The organism is Paraburkholderia sp. RAU6.4a (assembly GCF_050435625.1).
Lineage (GTDB): Bacteria > Pseudomonadota > Gammaproteobacteria > Burkholderiales > Burkholderiaceae > Paraburkholderia > Paraburkholderia tuberum.
Genome location: NZ_JBNDKQ010000002.1, coordinates 267,949 through 292,825, shown reverse-complemented (window position 1 = coordinate 292,825; position 24,877 = coordinate 267,949). Strand labels below are relative to the sequence as shown.

At 64.2% G+C, this 24,877-nt stretch carries 18 protein-coding genes and 2 tRNA genes; 10 read left to right on the top strand and 10 right to left on the bottom strand.

The annotated features are described in order from the left end of the window. The 4 genes from msrB to OKW40_RS06100 all read left to right on the top strand — a co-directional run bounded on the left by msrB (position 1) and on the right by OKW40_RS06100 (position 2,219). Positions 1-423 (top strand): peptide-methionine (R)-S-oxide reductase MsrB, encoded by a 423-nt coding sequence (msrB, locus tag OKW40_RS06115; RefSeq protein ID WP_090804758.1) that lies wholly within the window; start codon positions 1-3, stop codon positions 421-423. A gap of 162 nt (positions 424-585) precedes the next feature. Beyond that, positions 586-1,116 (top strand): septation protein A, encoded by a 531-nt coding sequence (locus OKW40_RS06110; RefSeq protein ID WP_090804756.1) that lies wholly within the window; start codon positions 586-588, stop codon positions 1,114-1,116. 1 nt (position 1,117) lies between these two features. Then, positions 1,118-1,429: a BolA family protein gene (locus tag OKW40_RS06105; protein WP_013089413.1), complete on the top strand. Its 312-nt coding sequence runs from the start codon at positions 1,118-1,120 to the stop codon at positions 1,427-1,429. 10 nt (positions 1,430-1,439) lie between these two features. After that, positions 1,440-2,219: a peptidylprolyl isomerase gene (locus tag OKW40_RS06100; protein ID WP_184065044.1), complete on the top strand. Its 780-nt coding sequence runs from the start codon at positions 1,440-1,442 to the stop codon at positions 2,217-2,219. 165 nt (positions 2,220-2,384) lie between these two features. On the opposite strand, the gene purL is transcribed toward OKW40_RS06100, so the two are convergent. Then, positions 2,385-6,521: a phosphoribosylformylglycinamidine synthase gene (gene purL / locus OKW40_RS06095; protein ID WP_429488731.1), complete on the bottom strand. Its 4,137-nt coding sequence runs from the start codon at positions 6,519-6,521 to the stop codon at positions 2,385-2,387. A 313-nt stretch (positions 6,522-6,834) separates the two neighbouring features. Between purL and OKW40_RS06090 the strand changes: the two genes are divergently transcribed. From OKW40_RS06090 to pgi, 3 genes are all read left to right on the top strand, one after another. Further along, positions 6,835-8,130 carry an FAD-dependent oxidoreductase gene (locus OKW40_RS06090; RefSeq protein ID WP_429488729.1) on the top strand — a complete coding sequence of 432 codons (1,296 nt, stop codon included), beginning with the start codon at positions 6,835-6,837 and terminating at the stop codon, positions 8,128-8,130. A gap of 178 nt (positions 8,131-8,308) precedes the next feature. Beyond that, on the top strand, positions 8,309-9,949 hold the full coding sequence (locus OKW40_RS06085; RefSeq protein WP_429488727.1) for an NAD(P)H-hydrate dehydratase: 1,641 nt from the start codon (positions 8,309-8,311) through the stop codon (positions 9,947-9,949). 346 nt (positions 9,950-10,295) lie between these two features. Then, entirely contained in the window at positions 10,296-11,918 is a 1,623-nt protein-coding gene (gene pgi / locus OKW40_RS06080) for a glucose-6-phosphate isomerase (RefSeq protein WP_429488725.1), read from the top strand. A gap of 136 nt (positions 11,919-12,054) precedes the next feature. Here the strand turns inward: pgi and OKW40_RS06075 are convergent, their stop codons facing one another. After that, complete coding sequence (locus tag OKW40_RS06075) at positions 12,055-12,741, bottom strand: ABC transporter ATP-binding protein (protein ID WP_026225394.1); 687 nt, start codon at positions 12,739-12,741, stop codon at positions 12,055-12,057. Between the two features lie 107 nt (positions 12,742-12,848). On the opposite strand from OKW40_RS06075, the gene OKW40_RS06070 reads away from it, so the two are divergent. Both OKW40_RS06070 and OKW40_RS06065 read left to right on the top strand, forming a co-directional pair. Continuing rightward, entirely contained in the window at positions 12,849-13,448 is a 600-nt protein-coding gene (locus OKW40_RS06070; protein WP_429488723.1) for an arylesterase, read from the top strand. 117 nt (positions 13,449-13,565) lie between these two features. Then, positions 13,566-13,907 (top strand): hypothetical protein, encoded by a 342-nt coding sequence (locus OKW40_RS06065; protein WP_090804745.1) that lies wholly within the window; start codon positions 13,566-13,568, stop codon positions 13,905-13,907. A gap of 81 nt (positions 13,908-13,988) precedes the next feature. Here OKW40_RS06065 and OKW40_RS06060 read toward each other — a convergent pair whose 3' ends face one another. The 8 genes from OKW40_RS06060 to tig form a co-directional block, all read right to left on the bottom strand. Beyond that, the gene (locus OKW40_RS06060) at positions 13,989-15,923 is read right to left on the bottom strand and encodes a SurA N-terminal domain-containing protein (protein ID WP_429488721.1); all 1,935 of its coding nucleotides are present in this window, start codon (positions 15,921-15,923) and stop codon (positions 13,989-13,991) included. Between the two features lie 86 nt (positions 15,924-16,009). Then, positions 16,010-16,086: transfer RNA gene (locus OKW40_RS06055), tRNA-Asp, on the bottom strand. A 47-nt stretch (positions 16,087-16,133) separates the two neighbouring features. Further along, positions 16,134-16,209 (bottom strand) — tRNA-Val (locus OKW40_RS06050). Positions 16,210-16,309: 100 nt separating this feature from the next. Then, positions 16,310-16,582 carry an HU family DNA-binding protein gene (locus OKW40_RS06045; protein ID WP_018418077.1) on the bottom strand — a complete coding sequence of 91 codons (273 nt, stop codon included), beginning with the start codon at positions 16,580-16,582 and terminating at the stop codon, positions 16,310-16,312. Positions 16,583-16,901: 319 nt separating this feature from the next. Then, positions 16,902-19,322 carry an endopeptidase La gene (gene lon, locus OKW40_RS06040; protein WP_018418078.1) on the bottom strand — a complete coding sequence of 807 codons (2,421 nt, stop codon included), beginning with the start codon at positions 19,320-19,322 and terminating at the stop codon, positions 16,902-16,904. A gap of 201 nt (positions 19,323-19,523) precedes the next feature. Then, entirely contained in the window at positions 19,524-20,795 is a 1,272-nt protein-coding gene (gene clpX, locus OKW40_RS06035; protein WP_013089402.1) for an ATP-dependent Clp protease ATP-binding subunit ClpX, read from the bottom strand. A gap of 196 nt (positions 20,796-20,991) precedes the next feature. Then, positions 20,992-21,645: an ATP-dependent Clp endopeptidase proteolytic subunit ClpP gene (gene clpP, locus OKW40_RS06030; protein WP_013089401.1), complete on the bottom strand. Its 654-nt coding sequence runs from the start codon at positions 21,643-21,645 to the stop codon at positions 20,992-20,994. A gap of 194 nt (positions 21,646-21,839) precedes the next feature. Beyond that, the gene (gene tig, locus OKW40_RS06025; RefSeq protein ID WP_429355495.1) at positions 21,840-23,186 is read right to left on the bottom strand and encodes a trigger factor; all 1,347 of its coding nucleotides are present in this window, start codon (positions 23,184-23,186) and stop codon (positions 21,840-21,842) included. Positions 23,187-23,728: 542 nt separating this feature from the next. On the opposite strand from tig, the gene OKW40_RS06020 reads away from it, so the two are divergent. After that, positions 23,729-24,874 (top strand): glycerate kinase, encoded by a 1,146-nt coding sequence (locus OKW40_RS06020; protein ID WP_429488719.1) that lies wholly within the window; start codon positions 23,729-23,731, stop codon positions 24,872-24,874. Positions 24,875-24,877 lie beyond the last annotated feature (3 nt).

Genomic DNA, 24,877 nt, shown 5'->3' with positions numbered 1-24,877 from the left:
ATGAGCAACCCCGACGATCTCAAGCATGACGCCCCAGCCGTACAGAAAAGCGACGCCGAGTGGCGCAAGCAGCTGACCGACATGGAATACCAGGTGACGCGCCATGCGGCCACCGAGCGCCCGTTCACGGGCCGCTACGACGATCACTGGGAACGCGGCGTCTACGACTGCGTGTGCTGCGGCGCGCCGCTGTTCGAATCGGACACCAAGTTCGACGCCGGCTGCGGCTGGCCGAGCTATTTCCGCCCCATCAACGGCGAGGTGATCGCCGAGAAGACCGACCGCTCACACGGCATGCTGCGCATCGAGGTGCAGTGCAAGAACTGCGGCGCGCATCTGGGCCACGTGTTCGAGGACGGACCGGCGCCGACCGGTCTGCGTTACTGCATCAATTCAGCTGCGTTACAATTCGAGCCCAAGTAACGCGGCGCGGCAGCATCCCTGCCCGCCTTCGGCGCCGCATTGGAAGTGCGCGCGGCGCCCTTCCAATGCGGCAGTCCCGCTCGCCAGCGGGCACCGCGCACCTTGCACGCCAGGCGGGCGCGCTTCAACGTTCGACTCACTCTCCGACTTCCCGATCAGATAATGAAATTCCTGTTCGATCTGTTCCCGATCATCCTGTTCTTCGTCGCCTTCAAGATCTGGGGCATTTTCACGGCGACGGCAGTGGCGATCGTCGCCACGCTGGTGCAGATCGCGTGGGTGGCGTTCCGCCACCGCAAGGTCGACCCGATGCTGTGGGTGAGCCTCGGCGTCGTCGTCGTATTTGGCGGCGCGACGCTCGTGCTGCACAACGACACCTTTATCAAATGGAAGCCGACCGTGCTGTACTGGGCGTTTTCCGTCGCGCTGATCGTGTCGCAGCTCGGCTTCAACAAGAACCTGATCGAAGCGATGATGGGCAAGCAGATCACGCTGCCGCACGCGATCTGGGGCAAGCTGAACCTGATCTGGGCGGCGTTTTTCGTGCTGCTCGGTCTGCTGAACCTGTTCGTCGCGTATCACTACACGACCGATCAGTGGGTCAATTTCAAGCTGTTCGGCGCGACCGGCTGCCTGCTCGTGTTCATCGTCGGGCAGAGCCTGTGGCTGTCGAAGTACATGAAGGAGGAATGACATGAGCGACCTGTTCATGCACGCCACCACCGCCGAGCGCGCCGCGCTGATCGAGGCGCGCCTCGCGGCCGCGCTCGCGCCCGTCGAATCGATCCGCATCACCGACGACAGCGCGCAGCACGCGGGCCACGCTGGTGCCGCCGCCGGCGGTCATTTCAGTGTCACGATCGTGGCCGTCGCGTTTGCCGGCAAGCCCCGCGTGGCGCGGCATCGCATGGTGTATGATGCGCTGGCCGATGCCATGCAGCGCGGCATTCATGCCCTTGCCATCACGGCGTATACGCCCGAAGAATTTGCTTTGTTGCCCCGCTAGGAACCTTTCGATGACCTTGAAGAAAACCCGCCACTGGGTATTGCTGGCTGCGTTCGCGGCCGCACCTGCATTCGCACAGAACATCGCCGTGGTGAACGGCACGCCGATTCCGAAGTCGCGCGCCGATGCATTGATCCAGCAACTGGTTCACCAGGGACAGCAGGACACGCCGCAACTGCAGCAGGCCGTGCGCGAAGAGCTCGTGAATCGCGAAATCCTGATGCAGGAAGCGCTGCGTCGCGGGCTGCCGAACCGTCCGGACGTCAAGGCGCAAATCGCGGTCGCGCAGCAAACTGTCGTGCTGCGCGCGCTGATCGAAGACTTCGTAAAGAACAATCAGCCGACCGACGCCGAAATCACCGCGCGCTACAACGCGCTCGTCAAGGATGCGGGCGGCAAGGAATATCACCTGCACCATATCCTCGTCGACAACGAGCAACAGGCGAAGGACCTGATCGCGAAGATCAAGGCCGGCGCAAGCTTCGAGGCCCTGGCCAAGCAGTACTCGAAGGACCCGGGATCGGGCAAGAACGGCGGCGATCTCGACTGGTCGGACCCGAAGGCCTACGTGCCTGAATTCGCAGACGCGGCCACGCATCTGCAGAAAGGCCAGATGACCGACACGCCGGTGCATACGCAATTCGGCTGGCACATCATCCGTGTCGACGACATCCGCGCCGTCACGCCGCCGCCGCTTGAGCAGGTGCGCGCGCAGATCGTGCAGCAGATCCAGCAGGAAAAGCTGCAGGCGTTCGAAGAGAATCTGCGCAAGAACGCGAAGATTCAGTAAGGGTCGGCGGGCAGATTGTCTTCGGATAGTCCGCCTGGCTCTGAAGCCTGAATGCGATAAAGCCGCCCGTGGGCGGCTTTTTTGTTGCTGCAAGATTTGCAGCGGCGGCGTGCGTGGCTGCCGCAACCAGGAGCCGCCGCACGCGGGCGGCAGCCCCTCGACTCATCAACCGAGCCAGCGACGCGCGTTCTGGAACGCGCGCAGCCACGGGCTCGCGTCCGTGCCGATCTCGCCCCAGCCCTGCGGATGCCAGCTCATCTGCACCGCGCGATGCACGCGCTCCATGTGCGGCATCAGCACCGTGAAGCGGCCGTCGGCCGTCGTGACCGACGTGATGCCCTCGGGCGAACCGTTCGGGTTGAACGGATACTGCTCGGTCGCCTGACCACGGTGATCGACATAGCGCATCGCGACCGCGACCTTCGACTTGTCGCCCTGCTGCGAGAAGTCCGCAAAGCCTTCGCCGTGCGCGACCGCGACCGGAATGCGCGAGCCTTCCATGCCGGCGAAAAAGAGCGACGGCGATGCCTGCACCTCGACGAGCGAGAAGCGTGCCTCGAACTGCTCCGACTTGTTGCGCGTGAACTTCGGCCATGCTTCGGCGCCGGGGATCATCGACGCGAGGCTGCTCATCATCTGGCAGCCGTTGCAGATGCCGAGCGCGAACGTGTCGCCACGACTGAAGAACGCGGCGAACATGTCGGCCAGTTGCGCGTTGAAGCGGATCGTCTTGGCCCAGCCTTCGCCGGCGCCCAGCGTATCGCCGTACGAGAAGCCGCCGCACGCGACCGCACCCGCGAAATCGGCGAGGTTCGCGCGGCCCGCGAGCAGGTCGCTCATGTGCACGTCGTGCGCGTCGAAGCCGGCGCGATCGAATGCATAGGCCGTCTCCAGATGCGAGTTCACGCCCTGCTCGCGCAGGATCGCGACGCGCGGACGCGCGCCCTTGCCAACGCCCCGAAGGAAGTCCCCCTGGGGGACGCCCCGAAGGAAGTCCCCTTGGGGGACGAACGGGGCGGCGACATCGTCGGCCGGATCGAAGCTCAGCACCGGCGTGATGCCAGGGTCGGCCGCGTCGAGCAGCGCGTCGTATTCGGCGTCGGCGCACGCCGGGTTGTCGCGCAGACGCGCGATGCGCCAGCTCACTTCGCTCCACGTGCGATGCAGTTCGGCACGCGGCGCCTCGTAGAGCTTCTTCGCGTCGCGATAGATTTCGATCACGTCGCGCTCGTTGGTCTTGCCGATCACGTGCGAGCACGCCGACAGATCATGCTCGCGCAGCGCGGCGAGCACCGCGTCGCGATCGGCCGCGCGCACTTGCACGACGGCGCCGAGCTCTTCGTTGAAAAGCGCGCGCAGCGTGCGGTCGTCGCGGCGGCCGCTGGTCTGCTTCACCCAGTCCTTCGCGTCGCCGTAATCGGATTCGTGATGCGCGTCGAGCACGAGCATGTCGACGTTCAGCGACACGCCCGCGTGACCCGCGAACGCCATTTCGCAAACCGTCGCCCACAGGCCGCCGTCCGAGCGGTCGTGGTACGCGAGCAGCTTGCCGTCGCTATTGAGCGCCTGGATCGCGTTGAAAAAGCGCTTCAGATCTTCCGGATCGTCGACGTCCGGCACCGTGTCGCCGACCTGCTGCGTGACCTGCGCGAGAATGCTGCCGCCCAGACGCTGCTTGCCGCGGCCGAGATCGATCGCGATCAGCACCGACTCGCCGACTTCGCTCACGCGCTGCAGTTGCGGCGTCAGATGCTTGCGGACGTCTTCAACCGGCGCGAACGCGGAGATGATCAGCGACACCGGCGCGACCACTTCCTTCGCGACGCCGCTCTCTTCCCAGCGGGTGCGCATCGACAGCGAATCCTTGCCGACCGGAATGCCGATACCGAGCGCCGGGCACAGTTCCATACCGATCGCCTTGACCGTGTCATAGAGCGCGGCGTCTTCGCCAGGCGCGCCGCACGCGGCCATCCAGTTGGCCGACAGCTTGAGTTTGTCGAGCGACGCGATCGGCGCCGCCGCGATGTTGGTGATCGCCTCGCCGACTGCCATACGGCCAGAGGCCGGTGCGTTGATGACGGCGAGCGGCGTGCGCTCGGACATCGTCATCGCTTCGCCGCTGAAGCCTGCGTAATCCATTGTCGTGATCGCGACGTCGGCCACCGGCACCTGCCACGGACCGACCATCTGATCGCGCGCGGTCGTGCCGCCGACCGAGCGGTCGCCGATCGTGATCAGAAACGACTTGCTCGCGACCGTCGGATGACGCAGCACGCTCTGCGCGACGTCCTGCAGCGCGAGGCCGGTCACGTCGACCGGTTCGAGCCTGCGCTCGGCACGCTTTACGTCGCGGTGCATACGCGGCGCCTTGCCGAGCAGCACTTCCATCGGCATATCGACTGGCTGGTGCGCGCCTTCCTGCAGTTCGGAATCAATGAGCTTCAGCTGACGCTCGGCGGTGGCCGTGCCGATCACCGCGAACGGGCAGCGCTCGCGCTTGCACATCGCCTCGAACACCGGCAGATCCGCCGGCGCGATCGCCAGCACGTAGCGCTCCTGCGCTTCGTTCGACCAGATTTCGCGCGGCGACAGACCACTTTCTTCGAGCTGGATCTTGCGCAGTTCGAACAGTGCGCCCTTGCCCGCACCGTCCACCACTTCGGGGAACGCGTTCGACAGACCGCCCGCGCCAACGTCGTGAATACTGAGGATCGGGTTCTTGTCGCCGAGTTGCCAGCACGCGTTGATCACTTCCTGCGCGCGACGCTCGATTTCCGGGTTGCCGCGCTGCACCGAGTCGAAGTCTAGCTCGGCGGTGTTGGTGCCGGTCGCCATCGAGCTCGCGGCGCCGCCGCCCATGCCGATGCGCATGCCCGGGCCGCCGATCTGGATCAGCAGCGAGCCTTCCGGCAGATCGTGCTTGTGCGTGTGCTGGTCAGAGATATTGCCGATGCCGCCCGCGATCATGATCGGCTTGTGATAGCCGCGCACGAGACCCGCGACGTTCTGCTCGTAGGTGCGGAAATAGCCGCCGAGGTTCGGCCGGCCGAATTCGTTGTTGAACGCGGCGGCGCCGAGCGGGCCGTCGATCATGATCTGCAGCGGCGAGGCGATGCGGTCCGGGCGGCCGTACGCTTCGTGCTGGTCGGCCGGATTGCGCTGCGCGAGCGGCTGAGCGGTGTCGCGGGCGTTTTCCCACGCCTCGACGCCGTCCGGCAGTTCGAGGTTCGATACCGTGAAGCCCGCGAGGCCCGCCTTCGGACGCGCGCCGCGGCCGGTCGCGCCTTCGTCGCGGATTTCGCCACCTGCGCCGGTCGCGGCGCCCGGGAACGGCGAGATCGCGGTCGGATGATTGTGCGTTTCCACCTTCATCAGCGTGTGCGTGAGCTCGACGCTGCGGCCATAGTGCTCGGGCAATTCGCTCGCGCCGAGGTCGGCCGGCGTGCGCGGGAACCAGCGCTCGGCCATGCCGCCGACCATGATCGCCGAGTTGTCCGAATACGCGACGATCGTGCCCTGCGGGTTCAGCTTCTCGGTGTTGCGGATCATGTTGAACAGCGACATGTCCTGCTTCTCGCCGTCGATCGTCCAGTCCGCGTTGAAGATCTTGTGGCGGCAGTGTTCGCTGTTGGCCTGCGCGAACATCATCAGCTCGACGTCGGTCGGATTGCGGCCGAGCTTCGTGAATGCGTCGACCAGGTAATCGATTTCGTCGTCGGCGAGCGCGAGGCCCAGTTCCGCGTTGGCGGTTTCGAGCGCGGCGCGGCCGCTCGCGAGCACGTCGACGGTTTGCAGAAGCTTGGCTGGCAATTCGTCGAACAGATGCAACGCATGGTCACGCGACGGCGCGACGCTCTCGGTCATGCGATCGTGCAGCGCGGCAGCGACGGCCGCGCGCGCTTCGTCCGACAGCGTCTTCTTGCCGCCGAGCAGGCCGCTTTTCAGCGTCACCGAGTACTCGACGCCGCGCTCGATGCGGCGCACCCGCGTGAGCCCGCACAGATGCGCGATGTCGGTTGCCTTGCTGGCCCACGGCGACACGGTGCCAAAGCGCGGCACGACGAGGAAGGTCTCGACCGCGCCACGCTCCTTGCCCTCTTCGAACGGATTGCCGTAGTGCATCAGCGCCTCGATCTTCGCGCTGTCTTCAGCGGACAGTTCGGTCTGGGCATTGACGAAGTGCAGATACTGCCCGCGCACGCCGGTGATATTCGGGTCGATGCGCGTGAGCGTGTCGAGCAGGCGGGTTTGACGGAAATCGGAGAGGGCCGAAGCGCCGGGGAAACACGAGAAGTGGGCCATGGGACTTGACGTTGCGTCGCTCATTGATGCCGGGGAGCCGCGCATGCAGGCGACGTGAGGCGGAAAGGAAGTCCGGGATTATACCCCGGGAACGGGCTTCCAGCGGGCTCCGGGGTGCGTGGGCGGCGGGCCGCGCCTGCCCGCGCGAGGCGTCGCCGCGGTGCCCGTCGCGTCGCCGCGCGGGTGTTTTGACTGCTATCATTCGCGTTTCACCAGATCGGCGCACGCGGCCCGGGTTTCACCCGGCGGCGCGCCGCATGTCACAGCCAGCGGGACCGCGCGCGAGCCGCCCGTCGGCACATCGAATCAGAGCATGGATGTCATCGTCATTGGCGGCGGGATAGCGGGCGTCGCCACCGCTTATCACCTGCGCGCGGCCGGCCACCGGGTATGCGTCGTCGAGCGTCACGCGACCGTCGCGCAAGGCGCCACCTACGGACAAGGCGGCAACGTGCTGCCGACGCCGCTCGACGTCTGGTTCGGCCCGACCTTCATGGCGAGCCGCTACAACGCGAAAAATGGCGTGATCAGCAAGACCGGCTTCAACGGCGCCGCGCGGCAGTTCATCAAGCAGCTCGGAGCATGGCAGGAACCCGAGGCGTTCGCGCGCCAGTACGCGCTGCTGCGGCCGCTGATCGAATCCTCGCGCGATGCGATGGCCGACGTCGAAGCCCGCTTCGGCCTCGAATTCGAACAGGCGAGCGGTCTGCTGAACCTCGTGCGCAGCGCGCACGAATGGGAGCTGAACGCAGCCGCGCTCGATCTGCTGCACCGGTTCGAGGTACCGCATCACGTGCTGAGCCCGGCCGAATGCGCGGCGTTCGAGCATGCGGTCCCCACAGATCCTGAATTCGCCGGCGGCGTGCTGTTCGAGCACGAGCGCACCGCGAACTGTCCGCTTTTTACCAAGCTCGTCAAACAGGTGCTCGATACCCAAGGCGGCGTGCAGTTCATGCCGAACTGCGAGGTGACCGGCATTCGTCTCGACAGTCAGCGCGCGGCGGTCGAGCTGGCGCCGCGCGACAGCGCGCCCCGCTCGCGCGAGATCGACGTGGTCCAGGCCGACGCCGTCGTGGTCGCCGCCGGTTACGGCAGCCTCGCGCTGCTCGAACGCGCGGGGCTCAGGCTGCCGCTGCATCCGCTGCGGCTGCACTCTCTGGTCGCGCCGATCGCGCACGAGGAATGCGCGCCGCACGTCGCGATCGTCGATGCGGTCAAGCGCATCGGCATCAGCCGGATGAACCATCGGCTGCGGATCGCGGGCGGCGCGGTGCTGCAAAGCGCGAGCCAGATCGACAAGCCGCTCGGCGACGCGCTGACCAAGGAGGCGCTCGCGTTGCTCGGCCAGGCGACGCACGACTGGATTCCGGGCGCCGCGCGCATTTCGGCGGCGCTGCCGTGGGAAGGCGTGAAACTGCTGTCGCCCGATGGCTTGCCGGTGATCGGCAACGCGCTGCATCCGCGGCTGTTCATCAACGTCGGGCATGGCCCGGCCGGCTGGGGTCTCGCCTGCGGCGCGGGCAAGCTCGTTGCACAGCTGATGTCGGGACAGACGCCGACGTTGCCGCAAGACACGCTCGCTGCATTGAGGCCGGAGCGGTTCCAGTAAGGTTTCGTGCGGTTCCAGGCGGGTATGGCGGGCTGACAGCCCGCTGTCGATACCCCGCGTTCATCGCGCCGCTTCCGCCGCGCGCACCGAAACAGCCGCACGCCGTGCGCCTATCGGCACTAACATAGCGATTCCAAAGTCTGCCCGCCGCGCCGCGGGCGCACCGCCAGGTTTCGCCATGACAGACGCAGAAAATTCGCTGCTCTCCCTTTTCGATCCGCTGACCGACTCGCAGCCGCTTGCGCTGCCGCTGCTGACACTGACCGACTTGCGGATCGCCGAATCCCAGGCCGCCGCGGCCCTGCCCGAGCACACGCTGATGGCGCGCGCCGGTCACGCGGCCGCGCGCTGGCTGCTCGAACGGATCGCCGCGGATACGTCGGTGACGAAGTCGCAGCAGCGCGCGTGGCTGGTCGCCGGCCCCGGCAACAATGGCGGCGACGCGCTGGTCGTCGCGACGGAACTGCACAAGGCCGGCATCGCAGTAGAAGTCTGTATGCCGCTTGAAGTGAAGCCCGCCGACGCGCGCTGGGCGCTCGACGCCGCGCGCGCCGCCGGCGTGCCGATCGACGCGGCGCCGCCCGCCTCGCTCGACGGCTATGGCTGGCTCGTCGACGGTATGTTCGGCATCGGTCTCGCGCGGCCGCTCGACGGCGTCTTCGCGACGCTCGCGCGGCAGGTGTCGCAGCGCACGAAGGCGCGCCCGACACAAGGCGCCGTGCTCGCGCTCGATGTGCCCAGCGGGCTCGACAGCGACACCGGCGCGGTGATCGGCGGCAACGGCGCGGCGGCGGTCCATGCGACGCACACGATCACGTTCATCGGCGCGAAGCCGGGGCTTTTCACCGCGCAAGGCCGTGATCTCGCCGGGCGAGTGACCGTCGCACCGATCGGGCTCGTGGCAGGGATCAACGACGGGGGCAGCCAGGACGCTGCCACCAGCGCCTCACGTGCGGCGATCCAGCTCAGCGCGCCCGATCTCTTCGGCCCCTTCATGCCCCCACGCAACTTCGCGACCAACAAGGGCACCTTCGGCAGCCTCGCGGTGGTCGGCGGCGACACCGGCATGTGCGGCGCGCCGATTCTCGCGGCACGCGCGGCGCTCTACACCGGCGCGGGCAAGGTCCACGTCGCGCTGCTCGGCGAAGGCGCCCCGCCCTACGATCCGCCGCACCCCGAACTGATGCTGCATCCGATCGACACGCTGCCGCTCGATTCGATGGACGCACTCGCGATCGGCTGCGGCATGGGGCACGGCGAACGCGCGACGCGGGTACTGCACGACGTGCTGCAACTCGACGTGCCCAAGCTGTTCGATGCCGACGCGCTGAACCTGGTCGCCAAGGATCCCGCGCTCGCCGCGGAAGTCACCGCGCGCGGCGTGCAAGGCGATCCGTGCATTTTCACTCCGCATCCGCTCGAAGCGGCGCGCCTGCTTGGCAGCGATGCGGCGAGCGTGCAACGCGACCGTCTCGCGGCCGCACGCGCGCTCGCGGCGCGTTTTGCGAGCGTCGTCGTGCTGAAGGGCGTCGGCACGATCATCGCCGCGCCCGACGGCCGCCTCGCGCTGAACCCGACCGGCAACGCCGCGCTCGCGACGGGCGGCACCGGCGACGTGCTCGGCGGCATCATCGGCGCGCTGCTCGCGCAGCATCTGCCACGCTTCGAGGCGGCGCTCGCGGGCGTCTATCTGCACGGCCTCGCCGCCGATACGCTGACCGCGCAGGGCCACGGCCCCGCCGGGCTGACGGCCGGCGAGCTGGCACCGATGGTGCGTACCTTGTTGAACCGGCTGTTCTATTCAGCGCCGCTTGCTTGACGCGCGCGATTGCTCTGAATACGAATCGCGTTCGCGGCGCTCGTCACACCGATGAAACATCGCGATCCCAATCATTGCGAGCGCGCGCAACGCCCTGCTGCCCGTCGCGCATCCCCGCTATACTGATTGCCTGCGCCGCGCGTCGGATCGATCGCGGGTCGCGGCGATACTCCAGCGGGCGCGGGCGCCGCCTCGCGTGTTCGCGAAGTTCGCCCGCTTCGCGAAGTATCGTCGGCACCTGTCCCGATCCGGGCCGCGTGGCATCGCTCCGACTGCATCGCCGCATCATTCTCGGCCACGCTTCATGCGCGCGCCTTCCTTCGTGCCCCTTGGTTAGACGGACGCTATGACCCAGAACTCGCTCCCCTCCTGGTCCTCGCTGCAGACGCATTACGACACGATTCGCGATGCGCATCTGCGCGACTGGTTCGCCCCCGAGAACGATCCCGCTCCCACGCGCGCCGAACGCTTCACGTTCGCGGGCGGCGGTCTCTCAGCCGATTTCTCGAAGCACCGCATCACCGACGAAACCCTGCAACTGCTCGTGCAACTCGCCCGCGAAGCCGGCGTCGAGAAGCGCCGCGACGCGATGTTCGCGGGCGAGGTCGTCAACCCGACCGAAGGCCGCGCCGCGCTGCACACGGCCTTGCGCGCAACCGACCCGAAGGCGCCGTTCTTCGCCGAAGTGCAGGCCGAGCGCAAGAAAATGGCCGCGTTCGCCGAGCAGGTCCGCAGCGGCGCATGGACCGGCTACACCGGCAAGCGGATCCGTCATGTCGTCAACATCGGCATCGGCGGCTCGGATCTAGGGCCGAAGATGGTCGTGCACGCATTGCATCATCTCGCGACGCCCGAGATCTCGACGCACTTCGTGTCGAACGTGGACGGCGCCGATCTGTACAACGTGATGCAGCAGATCGATCCCGAAGAGACGCTCGCGATCATCGTGTCGAAGACTTTCACGACGCTGGAGACGATGACCAACGCGCGCTCGCTGCGCGACTTTTTCATCCAGAAAGGCTGCCCGGAAAGCGCGCTGGCGAAGCACTTCGTCGGTGTGTCGGCCAATACCGCCGAAGTCGTCAAGTTCGGCATCGCGCAAGAGAACGTGTTCTCGATGTGGGACTGGGTCGGCGGACGCTACTCGCTGTGGTCGGCCGTCGGTCTATCGATCATGATCGCGGTAGGTCCGCAACAGTTCGACGAGCTGCTCGCCGGCGCCAACGAGATGGACCAGCACTTCCGCACCGCGCCGCTCGACAGGAACCTGCCGGTGCTGCTCGGCATGATCGGCATCTGGTATCGCAACTTCTTCGGCTCGCAGAGCTATCTGGTCGCGCCGTATTCGCAGGCGCTGCATTTCCTGCCGTCGTATCTGCAGCAGCTCGAAATGGAGAGCAACGGCAAGTCCGCGCGTCTCGACAGCGCGTTCGTCGACTATGCGACTTCCGCAGTCACGTGGGGCGAGCCGGGCACGAACGGTCAGCACGCGTTTTTCCAGATGCTGCACCAGGGCCCGACGATCGTGCCGATCGATTTCATCGCGCTGCTGACGCCCGAGCATCCGCTCGCGAGCCATCATCCGAAGCTGCTCGCGAACTGCTTCGCGCAGAGCGAAGCGTTGATGCTCGGTCGCACGCTCGAGGAAGCGAAGAAAGTGGCCGGCCCCGACAAGCCGGAACTCGCACCGCACCTGACGTTCCCCGGCAACCGCCCCACCGCGACGCTGCTGCTCGACGCGTTGACCGCGCGCACGCTCGGCGCGTTGATCGCGCTTTATGAGCACAAGGTGCTGGTGCAGGCGTCGGTGTGGAACATCAACCCGTTCGATCAGTGGGGCGTCGAACTCGGCAAGATTCTCGGCAAGGTGGTCGAGGCCGATCTGGGCGCGGCGAGTGCCGACGTGAAGAAGCATGACTCGTCGACGTCGGCGCTGATCGCGCGGGCCCGGGCTGCGTTGAAGCGCTGAATGGAAGTCTGGAGCGCACGATAGCGGGCGATAACGCGCCACAAACAGAACGAAGCGGGCTACGGCCCGCTTTGTTTTTGCTTCGACGACGACATGCTCGAGGTACGCGCGTGCAAGCCCGCGATCGGCCGGGCCATCAAGCGAGCCGCCCCGCTTCGATCGTCACCGTCGTATCGCAACGCCGCGCGAGTTCGATGTCGTGTGTCACGAGCACGAGCGTCGCGCCGTGCGCGCGATTCATCTCGAACATCAGATCGATCACCGCGTGGCCGGTGGCCGCGTCGAGACTGCCGGTGGGTTCGTCGGCGAACAGGATCGCCGGGCGCGTGACGAACGCGCGCGCGAGCGCGACGCGCTGCTGCTCGCCGCCCGACAGCAGCTTCGGATAATGACCGGTACGCTGCCCGAGCCCAACCTGTTCGAGCAGTTCACGCGCACGCGCGGCGGCCTCGCGTGTGCCGATGCCGCCTTGCAGTTCGAGCGGCAACGTGACGTTTTCGAGCGCGGTCAGATGCGGCATCAACTGAAACGACTGGAACACGAAGCCGACCGCGCCGCTGCGCAACGCGGCGCGGCCGTCTTCGTCGAGCTCGCCGAGTTCGCGCCCGAGCAGCCGAACCGAGCCCGCGCTGGCACTGTCCAATCCCGCGAGCAAGCCGAGCAGCGTAGACTTGCCCGACCCGGATGCACCGACGATCGCGACGCTGCTGCCGGCATCGATGGCAAGATCGATGTCATCGAGAATCGTCAGTTCGCCCGCAGCATCCTTAACCCTCTTGCACAAGCCCCGCACTTCAATGACTGGATCAGTTCTGTTTGGCATGGTGAAGCGTAGGTTGAAAGTGCGCGCCATCGCCCCTCGCGCCGCGGCGCTGTCTGCGGCATTCGGCGCGACCATGATGGAGGGCCGCCGCGCTGGTTTCGTTACCGTTGCGGGCTCACGCGGCGAATACGCCCGAACCCGCAAAGCCGGTGATCGTCGTGCTCGGCGACAGCATCTCCGCTGAGTACGGGCTGCCCCGCGATACGGGCTGGGTCGCGTTGATGCGTCAGCGTCTGGCCGAAGAGCGCATCGATTATAGCGTCGCCAATGCGAGCATCAGCGGCGACACGACGAGCGGCGGACGCGCGCGTCTGCCCGCGCTGATGGAACGGCTCAAACCGAGCATCGTGATCGTCGAGCTCGGCGCCAACGACGCGTTGCGCGGCGTGCCGCTCTCGACGACCGAGGACAACCTGCGCACGATCATCGAACAGGCGCAGCAAGGCCACGCGAAGGTCGTGCTCGTCGGCATGTACGTGCCGCCCAATTACGGCCCCGACTATACGCAAAAGTTCCACGGCCTCTACGGCCAGCTGTCGAAGGAGTTCCATGTGCCGCTCGTGCCGTTTCTTCTCGCCGGCATCGCGGATAAACCGGACATGTTCCAGGCCGATCAGCTCCACCCAACGCAGCAGGCACAGCCGCTGCTACTCAACAACGTGTGGCCCGCTGTCAAGCCACTTCTTCGCACAAGTTCGCCGCACTGAAAGACCTGCTAACGACTTGTTTCCGGAACCTGGGGGAACATGGATCGCCGAGCCGTTCGACATATGGGCAATCCCTGCCACCCGGCTCATTCTTGAGCGACTTCTGAGGAGATAACGTTGAAATATTTACCGTTAATCGCTTTGACCATTGCCATCTCGGCCTGCGCGGCTCAACCGCCGGCCGGCGTTCAGTCGGTGGGTCAAAGCCAGCAGCCGCCTCGCGCCGTCGCAACCTGCATCGCGCAGAAATGGGCGGATAGTTCGCAACAACAGGTGATCTCGCAAAACATCCTCGCCAACGATCAGGCCATGGACGTCTACGTCCCGGGCCAGCAGCCGCCCAACGGCGCGGCCGCGGTGGTCCGTCCTTCGTATAGCGGTAAGGGCACGTGGGTCGGCTTTCGCGCCGGCGGCGCTGGCGGTGGCAACGCCACCGGCGCGATCAGCGGCTGTCTGTAAAGCTGCCACCTGGCTGTAGATAAAAAAAGCCCCGCAAATGCGGGGCTTGCTTTTGGACGAGCAGGTAATGCTTACTGCGGCTTACTGATCGGCCGGCTGGGTGGCGCTGTCGAGCGTACCGTAGAACTTCACCTTCGAGCGCTCGCGCAGCGCTTTCAGATAGGCTTCGGTCTCCGACTGCGCGTCCACCTGCGCGATCTGCTGCTGCGCGGCAGCGAGATGCTGCGCGTCGGTGGCCGCGGGCTGCACGATCTGGTTCACGCGATAGATCGCATAGCCGTCGTCGCCGAGATCGACACCGACGTAGGCCGGCAACTTTTGCGCATCGACCTTGTAGATTGCGCTCAGTGCGGCAGGTGGCACGCCCTGCGCGTCATTGCGCGACACCTTCAGCGGCGACGAGAAACCGGCAGTCGCCTTCGACTTCTCGAACTCGGCCAGTTTCGCGACGCCGTCCTTGTGCGCTGCTTCGTTCGCCTGCACGGCGATCACCTTCTGACGCACCGCGTCCTTCACCGCGTCGAATGCGGGCACGGCAGCGGGCTTGTAGTCGGTCACGCGCGCAGCGATCAGCGTGTTGTTGCCGACGTCGATGGCCTGCGTATTGTTGTGCGCCGATACCGAGTCGTTCGCGAACACGGCTGCGAGGAACTTCGGGTTGTTCAGCGGGCTGTCGGGCGGCAGCTTCGGATCCGGCTGCGGCGTGACCGTCGCGGTCTGGATCTGCAGCTTGAATTTGTCAGCAGCCGGCTGCAGGCTCTTGGCCTTTTCATAGACGAGCGACGTGAAACCTTCCGAACTGTCGGTGAATGCCTTGCTCGCCAGTTGCGTCTTCAGCTCCCTGGCGATCTGGTCCTTCACTTCGTCGAACGACTTCGTGACCGCCGGCTTTACATCGGTGACCTTGATGATGTGGAAACCGAAGTCGGTCTGGACGATGCCGCTGATTTCGTCCTTCTTCAGCGCGAACACCGCGTCGTCGAACGCCTGGCCGCCCGCGATCATGCCGCGGCCGAAGTAACCGAGATCGCCACCCTTCGATGCCGAACCCGGATCCTGCGAGTTCTGCCGCGCGATCTGCGCGAACTGGTCCGGATGCGCCTTGAGCTGCGCGAGCAACTCCTCGGCCTTCTGCTTCGCTTTGGCCTTGTCGGCCGCGCTCGCGTCCTTCGGTGCCGCGATCAGGATATGGCTCGCGCGCACTTCGCCTTCGGTGCGGAAGTGGGCGATGTTGTCGTCGTAGTACTTCTTCAGGTCCGCGTCGCTCGGCTGCACCGATGCGCTCAGCGCGGCCGGCGACATCACCAGGTACTGGATCGTCGCCGTAGCGGGCGTCGCGAAGTCGTTGCGATGCGCGTCGTAGTACGCTTGCAGTTGCGCATCGGTCGGCTGGATCTTCGCCGCGTAATCGTGCGGATGGAACGCGATGCCCTGCACTTCACGCTGCTGCTGCGCGAGCTCGGTCAAGTGCTGCGCGAGCGTCTTCGACGTGAACGCGCTCGCCTCGATGCTCGCGGGCAGTTGTTGCATAGCGAGGTTGTAGCGCACGCGCTCGTCGTACTGATCGGGCGTCATGCCCTGCATCGCGAGCAGTTGCTTGTAGCGGTCGAGGTCGATCGACCCGTCGGGATTCTTCAGCGACGAGATCACCGGATCGGACAGCAGCGCGCGGCGCACCGCTTCGTCCGATGCGCTCAGATGCAGACGCTGCGTTTCGTCGGCAAGCACACGCTGCTCGATCATGCCGTCGAGCATCTGGCGACGGCGCTCCGGCGTGTCGAACGACTTCATGTCGAACTTCGCGCCGAGCATCTGACGCCCGCGGTCGATCTGCTGGCGCATCGCGTCGTCGTATTCGACACGGGTGATCTTGTGACCGTTGACACTCGCGACGTTTGCACTTTCGTCAAAGAAGCCGCGGAAACCCTGAATACCCACGAAACCCAACCCCGGCAAAATGACGAGGATGAGCATGAACATCATCAGGCGTTGGTGATTGCGGAAAAAATCGAGCATGCGTGAGGGGTGCCAAAAACAGAACGCCCGATCTTACAACAGCGGGCAACAAAAAAGGCGAACCGGAGTTCGCCTTTCGTGGATACTGGCGGAGTGGACGGGACTCGAACCCGCGACCCCCGGCGTGACAGGCCGGTATTCTAACCGACTGAACTACCACTCCTTATACTGCACTTTTGCGACTGGAAACACTGCAGCCGAACCTGAAACTGGTGGGTGCTGAGAGGCTCGAACTCCCGACCTACGCCTTGTAAGGGCGCCGCTCTACCAACTGAGCTAAGCACCCGTTTCGTGATTCAGTGCTTGATGTGTTTTCTGCGTTGCCGCTGCCCTCCCCGTGAATCGTTCATGCAGTCGGGTTAAGCAATTCTCAAGCAGCAAGCGCACTAGTTTAGCGCATCCTTCAGAGCTTTGCCAGGCCTAAATTTAGGAACTTTTGCTGCCTTGATTTTGATCGCGGCGCCCGTGCGCGGATTGCGTCCGGTGCGCGCGGTGCGCTTGCCGACCGCGAACGTGCCAAAGCCGACCAACGTCACAGATCCGCCCTTCTTCAACGTGTTTTTGACGCCCGCGATGACTGCATCGAGCGCACGGCCCGCCGCGGCCTTCGAAATGTCGGCTTGCTGTGCGATGTGATCGATCAATTCCGTCTTGTTCATTCAAACCCCCGTGAATATTTATTGGCAATCGTGACAGTGCTTTCCAGCACCTCCCGCCACGCGGCCGGCGCGAACGCCAGGCCGCCTCATTAGAAGCGGCCGAAACCCTTGTGTCAACCGGGGTTGAGCCTGATCGGCGTTATTTTAGAGGGGCGCTTTTGTCACAGTATGTTGCAGCGGAAAGACTGGCGATGCGGCCTGGCGACGAAGCCGCGCGGGCAAAAAAAACCCGCGGCTCTTGACCGCGGGTTTTTTGCTGCAGCGAACGACACCGCTGCAGAATGCTTTGGCGTCAGCGCATTCTGATGCGCATCGAACCTTAGTGCTTGACGACGTCCGTCGCTGCATCCTTGCCCGGCTCAGCCCCAACCGGCGCCGAGGGCTTCGGTTCTTCTTCCGGTAACGCCTGCGGTACACGCTCGAGCGCAAGTTCGAGCACCTTGTCGATCCAGCGGACCGGCACGATTTCGATCGCGTTCTTCACGTTGTCCGGAATCTCCGTCAAGTCCTTGACGTTTTCTTCCGGAATCAGCACCAGCTTGATGCCACCGCGATGCGCCGCCAGCAGCTTTTCCTTCAGGCCGCCGATCGGCAGAACTTCGCCACGCAGCGTGATTTCGCCCGTCATCGCGACATCGGCGCGCACCGGAATACCGGTCAACACCGACACCAGCGCGGTCGTCATCGCGATACCAGCCGAAGGACCATCTTTCGGCGTTGCGCCTTCCGGCACGTGGATGTGAATGTCCTGCTTCTCGAACGCTTCGTCCTTGATGCCAAGACGACGCGAACGCGAACGCACGACCGAGCGCGCCGCTTCGACGGATTCCTTCATCACGTCGCCGAGCGAACCCGTGCGGATCACATTGCCCTTGCCCGGCATCACCGCGGCTTCGATGGTCAGCAGATCGCCGCCCACTTCCGTCCACGCGAGACCCGTGACCTGGCCCACCTGATTTTCCTTCGCGGCCAGACCGAAGTCGTACTTGCGCACGCCGAGGAACGTGTCGAGGTTGCTGCCGTCGACCTTCACCGCGCCTTCCGCCTTCTTCAGCAGAAGCATCTTCACGACCTTGCGGCAGATCTTCGAAATTTCACGCTCGAGCGAGCGGACGCCCGCTTCGCGCGTGTAGTAGCGAATGATGTCGCGGATCGCAGTTTCCGTCACATCGACCTCGCCATCCTTGAGGCCGTTGTTCTTCTTCTGCTTCGGCAGCAGATAACGCTGCGCGATGCTGACCTTCTCGTCTTCGGTATAACCGGACAGACGAATCACTTCCATCCGGTCGAGCAGCGGCGGCGGAATGTTCAGCGAGTTCGACGTCGCCACGAACATCACGTCCGACAGATCGAAGTCGACTTCGACGTAGTGGTCGGCGAACGTGTGGTTCTGTTCCGGATCGAGCACTTCCAGCAGGGCCGACGACGGATCGCCGCGGAAATCCTGACCCATCTTGTCGACTTCGTCGAGCAGGAAGAGCGGATTGCGCACGCCGACCTTGGTCAGGCTTTGCAGGATCTTGCCCGGCATCGAACCGATGTACGTGCGACGGTGGCCACGAATCTCGGCTTCGTCACGCACGCCGCCCAATGCCATGCGCACGAACTTGCGGTTCGTCGCGCGCGCGATCGACTGACCGAGCGAAGTCTTACCGACGCCCGGAGGCCCCACCAGGCACAGGATCGGCGCCTTGACCTTGTCGACACGTTGCTGGACCGCGAGATACTCGAGAATGCGTTCCTTCACTTTCTCGAGACCGAAGTGGTCTTCGTCGAGCACGCGCTCCGCATTCGACAGGTCGTTGTTGACCTTGCTCTTCTTGCGCCACGGCAAGCCGATCAGCGTGTCGATGTAGTTGCGCACGACCGTCGCTTCCGCCGACATCGGCGACATCAGCTTGAGCTTCTTCAGCTCGGCGTCGGCCTTCTTCTTCGCTTCCTTCGGCATGCGGGCGGCCGTGATCCGCTTCTCGAGTTCTTCGAGATCCGCACCTTCTTCGCCTTCGCCGAGTTCCTTCTGGATCGCTTTGACCTGTTCGTTCAGGTAGTACTCGCGCTGACTCTTCTCCATCTGACGCTTCACGCGCCCGCGGATACGCTTTTCGACCTGCAGGATGTCGATCTCGGCTTCGAGTTGCGCGAGCAGATGCTCGAGCCGCTCGATCACCGGGAACATCTCGAGGATGTGTTGCTTCTGGTCGAGCTTGAGCGGCAAATGCGCCGCGATCGTGTCGGCGAGACGCCCTGCCTCGTCGATACCCGACAGCGAGGTCAGGATCTCCGGCGGGATCTTCTTGTTCAGCTTCACATACTGGTCGAACTGCGACACGATCGCGCGACGCAGCGCTTCGGTTTCAGCGCTGTCGGCGTGGTCAGGTTCGAGCGGCATGACTTCGCACGAGAACTGCGTTTCCTGTTCTTCGATGGAAAGCGTCTTCGCGCGCTGCAAGCCTTCGACGAGCACCTTCACGGTACCGTCGGGCAGCTTCAGCATCTGCAGGATGTTGGCGATACACCCTACTTCGTACATGTCCTTTTCGGTCGGCTCATCTTTCGCAGCCGTCTTCTGGGCGACGAGCATGATGTGCTTGCCGCCTTCCATCGCTGCTTCGAGAGCCTTGATCGACTTCGGGCGGCCTACGAAGAGCGGAATCACCATGTGCGGGAAAACGACTACGTCGCGCAGCGGGAGCAGCGGCAGCGTAATGCGTTCCGGCGGGAGGAGTTGGGTTCCTGACATTTCATTTCCCCATGAGTGGAATCAGTTCGTTCGATAGGTGAGGCCAGCAGAAAATATTGCAAGCCTCCGCGTGTGGGAAAAGTTCAGTGACTCCGAAGGTTCAGTGACTCCATAGTTGAGAACAACCAGCCTGACCACACGATAAACGAAAAAGCCGTTCACGTCGCCATGAACGGCCTTTTTGCAGAACTCGAAAGCCGATCAGTTCGAACCCGCGACCTTCGGCGCGTCTTCGTAGATCAGCAGCGGTTTGCCGTCGCCGTCGATAACGTTGTCGTCGATGATGACCTTGCTGACACCTTTCATTTGCGGAAGGTCGTACATGACATCAAGCAACGCCTGTTCCAGAATCGAACGCAGGCCCCGCGCGCCCGTCTTGCGGCGGATCGCCTTGCGCGCCACGGCCTGCAACGCGGCCGGACGGATTTCGAGTTCGACGCGCTCCATGCTGAACAGCTTGTGATACTGCTTGACCAGCGCATTCTTCGGTTCGACGAGAATCTTCATCAGCGCCGCTTCGTCGAGCTTGCCGAGCGTGGCGACCACCGGCAGACGGCCGATCAGCTCCGGAATCAGGCCGAATTTGATCAGATCTTCCGGCTCCACTTCGCGCAGCACTTCGCCGGCGTCGCGGTCCTGCTTGCTCTTCACGCTCGCGCCGAAACCGATGCCGGTCTTCTCGGTGCGATCGACGATGACCTTCTCGAGGCCGTCGAACGCACCGCCGCAGATGAACAGGATGTTCGTCGTATCGACCTGGATGAAGTCCTGGTTCGGATGCTTACGGCCACCTTGCGGCGGCACCGACGCCATCGTGCCTTCGACCAGCTTCAGCAGAGCCTGCTGCACACCCTCGCCCGACACGTCGCGTGTGATGGACGGGTTGTCGGACTTGCGACTGATCTTGTCGATTTCGTCGATGTAGACGATACCGCGCTGGGCCTTGTCCACCTCGTAATTACAATTCTGCAGCAGCTTCTGAATGATGTTCTCGACGTCTTCGCCGACATAGCCGGCTTCCGTCAGCGTGGTCGCGTCGGCAATCACGAATGGCACGTTCAGAAGGCGCGCGAGCGTCTGCGCAAGCAGCGTCTTGCCGGAGCCGGTCGGGCCGATCAGCAGGATGTTGCTCTTGGACAGCTCGATTTCGTCCTTCTTGTCGAGATGCTTGAGGCGCTTGTAGTGGTTGTAGACCGCGACCGCGAGGATCTTTTTCGCGCGCTCCTGACCGATCACGTACTGGTCGAGAATTTCGCGGATTTCCTGCGGGGTCGGCAGATCCGACTTGGACAAGCCGGCCTCGATGCCCGCGCCTGCAGCCTCGTCACGAATGATTTCGTTGCACAGATCGATACATTCATCGCAGATGAATACCGACGGGCCAGCAATCAGTTTCTTGACCTCATGCTGGCTCTTGCCGCAAAACGAGCAATACAACAGCTTTTCGCTGTTAGAACCTTTCTTGTCCGCCATAGATGTGTGAGCCTCCGGACACCGGATTAGATAATACGCCGTTTGCCCCCGCCACGCAGTTTGGGTGCGGCAGGGCTAGTGAGCACGATAACGGCGCTTGCCGCAGACGCCCGGACGGAAGTTGAACATTCACAACCGACCCGATGACGGTTTTGCCGCAACAGTGGGCAAAACAGCATGGCAAAACCGTACCAGATCAGGGACGCTTGTGCGCCACCTGGTCGACGAGGCCGTACGCCTGCGCGTCATCGCCGGACATGAAATTGTCACGGTCGGTGTCACGCGCGATACGTTCGACCGGCTGACCGGTGTGGTGCGCGAGCAGATGATTCAGCCGATCCTTCAGGTACAGGATTTCACGCGCCTGGATTTCAATGTCCGATGCCTGGCCGCGCGCGCCGCCGAGCGGCTGATGAATCATCACGCGCGAATTCGGCAGCGCGAAACGCTTGCCCTTAGCACCGGCCGCGAGCAGGAACGCGCCCATGCTCGCCGCAAGCCCCATGCACAGCGTCGAGACGTCCGGCTTGATGAACTGCATCGTATCGTAGATCGCCATACCAGCAGACACGGAGCCGCCCGGACTGTTGATGTAGAAGTAGATGTCCTTGTCCGGATTCTCGCTTTCCAGAAACAGCATCTGCGCAACCACCAAATTGGCCGTCTGGTCGTTCACTTCGCCCACGAGGAACACGATGCGTTCCTTCAGCAGACGCGAATAAATATCATAGGAGCGCTCGCCCCGACCGCTCGTTTCCACGACGATCGGCACCAGACCGAGTGCCTGCGCTTCGAGATCCCGGGACGACTGGGAGGTCAACGTGTCCAGCATTTGGGCGCGAAAGGTCATGCAATGGATCCTTGTCTGGAAATATTCTGAATATTAGCTGCTGGACACAGGTTGGTGCGACGAGCCCGTATTCAAGTGCCGTCTTCGTGTGGGCCGCACGACCGGATCCGGTACGTCACACAGATTCATGGCACAAAAAAACGGCGTGCCGGCCGTCGGTCGCTCCGACAGCCGGCACGCCGTTGCAGCGACGCTTACGCTTGCGCCGTTGCGCTTGCCAGTTCCTCGAAGCTCACTTCCTTGTCCGTCACCTTGGCCTTGCTGAGAACGAAGTCGACGACGTTGGCTTCAACGACATACGCTTCCATTTCAGCAAGACGTTGCTGGTTGGAATAATACCAGCGGACGACTTCCTTCGGGTCTTCGTAGCTTTTCGCGAATTCATCGACTTCGGCACGGATCTGCTCCGGCTTCGCCTGCAGTTCGTTCGACTTCACCAGTTCGGCCAGCACGAGACCCAGCTTGACGCGGCGCTCGGCCTGCTCCTTGAACATCGCGGCCGGGATCGGCGCGTCCTTCGCGTTCGGCACGCCGCGCTGTTCCAGATCCTGGCGAGCCATCGCGACGAGGCGCTCCTGATCCTGCTCGATCAGCGCGTTCGGGACGTCGAGCTCCGAGATTTTCAGCAGTGCGTCCATCACCTGGTTCTTGACGATGGCTTGCGTGCGGCGCTTCGCTTCGCGCTCGAGGTTGTCCTTGATTTCAGCGCGCATCTTGGTCAGATCGCCGTCTTCGATGCCGAGCGATTTCGCGAATTCGCCGTCGACTTCCGGCAGATGCGGCCATTCGATCTTCTTCATCGTGATCGTGAATTGCGCCGTCTTGCCCGCCACTTCCTTGCCGTGGTAGTCGTCCGGGAACGTCAGGTCGAATTCCTTCGCTTCGCCGACCTTCAAGCCGAGCGCCGCTTTTTCGAATTCCGGCAGCATGCGGCCTTCGCCGAGGATGAAGCCGAAGTCTTCGGCGCTACCGCCCTGGAATGCTTCACCGTCGATCTTGCCGACGAAGTCGACCGTCACGCGGTCGCCGTCTTTGGCGGCCGTGTCCGCGCCGCCGTCGCCGTGCTCGCCTGCCTCGCCGCGAGCGTGGAAGTGCACACGCTGTTTGCGCAGGATGTCCAGCGTGCGGTCGATTTCCGCTTCGCTGATGCTGGTCATGGTGCGCTCGATTTCAGCCGTGGCGACGTCGCCCAGCTTCACTTCCGGATACACCTCGAAGGTCGCGTCGAACGCGTAGCTGCCTTCACCAGCGTCGGTCTTCGGCGCGAAGCTCGGCTGACCCGCGACACGCAGGTTTTCGGTGCGGCTGATGTCGAAAAATTCCTTGCCGACCTTGTCGCTCAGCACTTCGGCTTCCACCTGGCCCGAATACTGTTGCGTCACCATCTTGAGCGGCACCTTGCCCGGGCGGAAACCCGGCATGCGCACGTTCTTCGCGAGTTGACGGATACGCGAATCCACTTCCTTCTGCACGGCATCCTTCGGCAGGGAAATCGTCACGCGGCGTTCGAGCTTGCCGAGGTTTTCAACAACGTTAGCCATGGCTTCAATCGTCCTAAAATTATTCGAGCGAATCAGTTATCTTCTCCGTGCTGCCCGTCGATGTCGCTTCGCATCGATTTGCGCCGATTGCATCGATCACGCACCTGCGCCGCGGGCTTGCAGGCCGTCGGCAGCACGGTTGAGTCCAAAGAGCCGAATATTTTAGCAAACTATTTGCGCGCCTAGCCGGGATTCGATGATTGCATCGAGCTTTCCCTGCATTCCGGGCGTTTTGAGGGCCATTTTCGGTTAGTTTTGACACAGCGAGCGCGATTTGCCGCTGGCATCGCTATCCGGTTAGCGTCATGCGTTCCTCGGCGCTCTTTAGTCATGCAACAGAACGTTCGCGTGGACGCTCGCACCCGCTCGCGGCCGACGCGTCGTGCCCGCGATCCCGCCTATGCCTTTCGACATATTCAGCCGACGCCCCCATGCTGATAAGCTAACGCACTCGGTCGGGCCGCCACCGCCGGTCACCAGCAGCCGGTCGCTTCATCCGCTCCAGCAACCGCTTACAACGACTCAAACCTCTCAGAGACACCATGCCGAATTCGTCGTCCTCGCCTGTCGTCGTCGTCGCTCCCGATTCATTCAAAGGCTCGCTCAGCGCGGAACAGGTCGCGCAAGCGATCGCATCCGGCGTCCAGCGCGCACGCCCCGACGCGAGCGTGCGCATCTGCCCGATGGCCGACGGCGGCGAAGGCACGCTCGACGCAATGCTCACGAGCGGCGGCGAGCGCCGCACGCTTAGCGTGCGCGGCGCGGCCGGTCCGACGCGCGCAGCGCTGACGGGCCTGCTCACGGACGGCAGCGCCATCATCGAAACGGCGGAAATCGTCGGCATTACGGACCCCGTCGGCATGGGCGTGCCGGTCGAGGCGCGCAGCACGCGCGGCGTGGGCGAAGCGATTCGCGCGCTGCTTGATGCCGGCGTGCGGCGCTTTTTCGTCGCGCTCGGCGGCAGCAGCACGAACGACGGCGGCGCCGGCCTGCTGACTGGCCTCGGCTTGCAACTGTTCGACGCGCAAGGCAACGTACTCGAAGGCACACCCGAGCAGCTTGCGGGCGTCGCGCGGGTCGATGCGTCGCTGCTCGACGCGCGGCTTGCCGACACGCAGTTCGTCGGCATGTCGGACGTCGACAATCCGTTGACCGGCGCGCACGGTGCGACCGCGATCTTCGGTCCGCAAAAAGGCGTGAAGCCAGAACAGGTCGCGCCGATCGACGCGGCGCTCGCGCGCTTCGCCGATCTGCTCGAAGCCGCGCTCGGCCGCACGGCGCGTGACCTGCCGGGCGCGGGCGCGGCGGGCGGCCTCGGCTTCGCATTGCACATGCTCGGCGCGCAGTTCGAGCCGGGCGCGGAAACCGTCGCGCGGCAAATCGGCCTCGACGCCGCGCTCACGGGCGCCAACTGGCTGATCACCGGTGAAGGCCGTTCCGACGTACAGACGCTGCACGGCAAGGCGCCGTTCATCGCCTGCGCGCATGCGCGTGCCGCGGGCGTGCCCGCCACGCTGCTGTCCGGCGCGATCGACCCCGCCGCGCTGCCGCGTCTTGCCGAATACTTCGGCGGCTGCTTTTCTCCGGCGCCGGGGCCGATCACGCTCGACGTCGCGATTCGCGATGCGGCGCGCCTGCTCGCCAACGAAGCCGAGCAGCTGACGCGCCTGAAATACGGCGTGCGTTGACCC

Excerpts from the sequence above, each read along its gene's own strand:
- OKW40_RS06045 (WP_018418077.1), bottom strand. The coding sequence starts at position 16,582 with ATGAACAAGACGGAATTGATCGATCACATCGCACAGCAAGCCGACATT.
- OKW40_RS06105 (WP_013089413.1), top strand. The coding sequence starts at position 1,118 with ATGAGCGACCTGTTCATGCACGCCACCACCGCCGAGCGCGCCGCGCTG.
- OKW40_RS06060 (WP_429488721.1), bottom strand. The coding sequence starts at position 15,923 with ATGCTCGATTTTTTCCGCAATCACCAACGCCTGATGATGTTCATGCTC.
- lon (WP_018418078.1), bottom strand. The coding sequence starts at position 19,322 with ATGTCAGGAACCCAACTCCTCCCGCCGGAACGCATTACGCTGCCGCTG.
- purL (WP_429488731.1), bottom strand. The coding sequence starts at position 6,521 with ATGGCCCACTTCTCGTGTTTCCCCGGCGCTTCGGCCCTCTCCGATTTC.
- OKW40_RS06075 (WP_026225394.1), bottom strand. The coding sequence starts at position 12,741 with ATGCCAAACAGAACTGATCCAGTCATTGAAGTGCGGGGCTTGTGCAAG.
- msrB (WP_090804758.1), top strand. The coding sequence starts at position 1 with ATGAGCAACCCCGACGATCTCAAGCATGACGCCCCAGCCGTACAGAAA.
- clpP (WP_013089401.1), bottom strand. The coding sequence starts at position 21,645 with ATGACCTTTCGCGCCCAAATGCTGGACACGTTGACCTCCCAGTCGTCC.
- OKW40_RS06090 (WP_429488729.1), top strand. The coding sequence starts at position 6,835 with ATGGATGTCATCGTCATTGGCGGCGGGATAGCGGGCGTCGCCACCGCT.
- OKW40_RS06100 (WP_184065044.1), top strand. The coding sequence starts at position 1,440 with ATGACCTTGAAGAAAACCCGCCACTGGGTATTGCTGGCTGCGTTCGCG.
- pgi (WP_429488725.1), top strand. The coding sequence starts at position 10,296 with ATGACCCAGAACTCGCTCCCCTCCTGGTCCTCGCTGCAGACGCATTAC.
- OKW40_RS06020 (WP_429488719.1), top strand. The coding sequence starts at position 23,729 with ATGCCGAATTCGTCGTCCTCGCCTGTCGTCGTCGTCGCTCCCGATTCA.
- OKW40_RS06110 (WP_090804756.1), top strand. The coding sequence starts at position 586 with ATGAAATTCCTGTTCGATCTGTTCCCGATCATCCTGTTCTTCGTCGCC.
- tig (WP_429355495.1), bottom strand. The coding sequence starts at position 23,186 with ATGGCTAACGTTGTTGAAAACCTCGGCAAGCTCGAACGCCGCGTGACG.
- clpX (WP_013089402.1), bottom strand. The coding sequence starts at position 20,795 with ATGGCGGACAAGAAAGGTTCTAACAGCGAAAAGCTGTTGTATTGCTCG.
- OKW40_RS06085 (WP_429488727.1), top strand. The coding sequence starts at position 8,309 with ATGACAGACGCAGAAAATTCGCTGCTCTCCCTTTTCGATCCGCTGACC.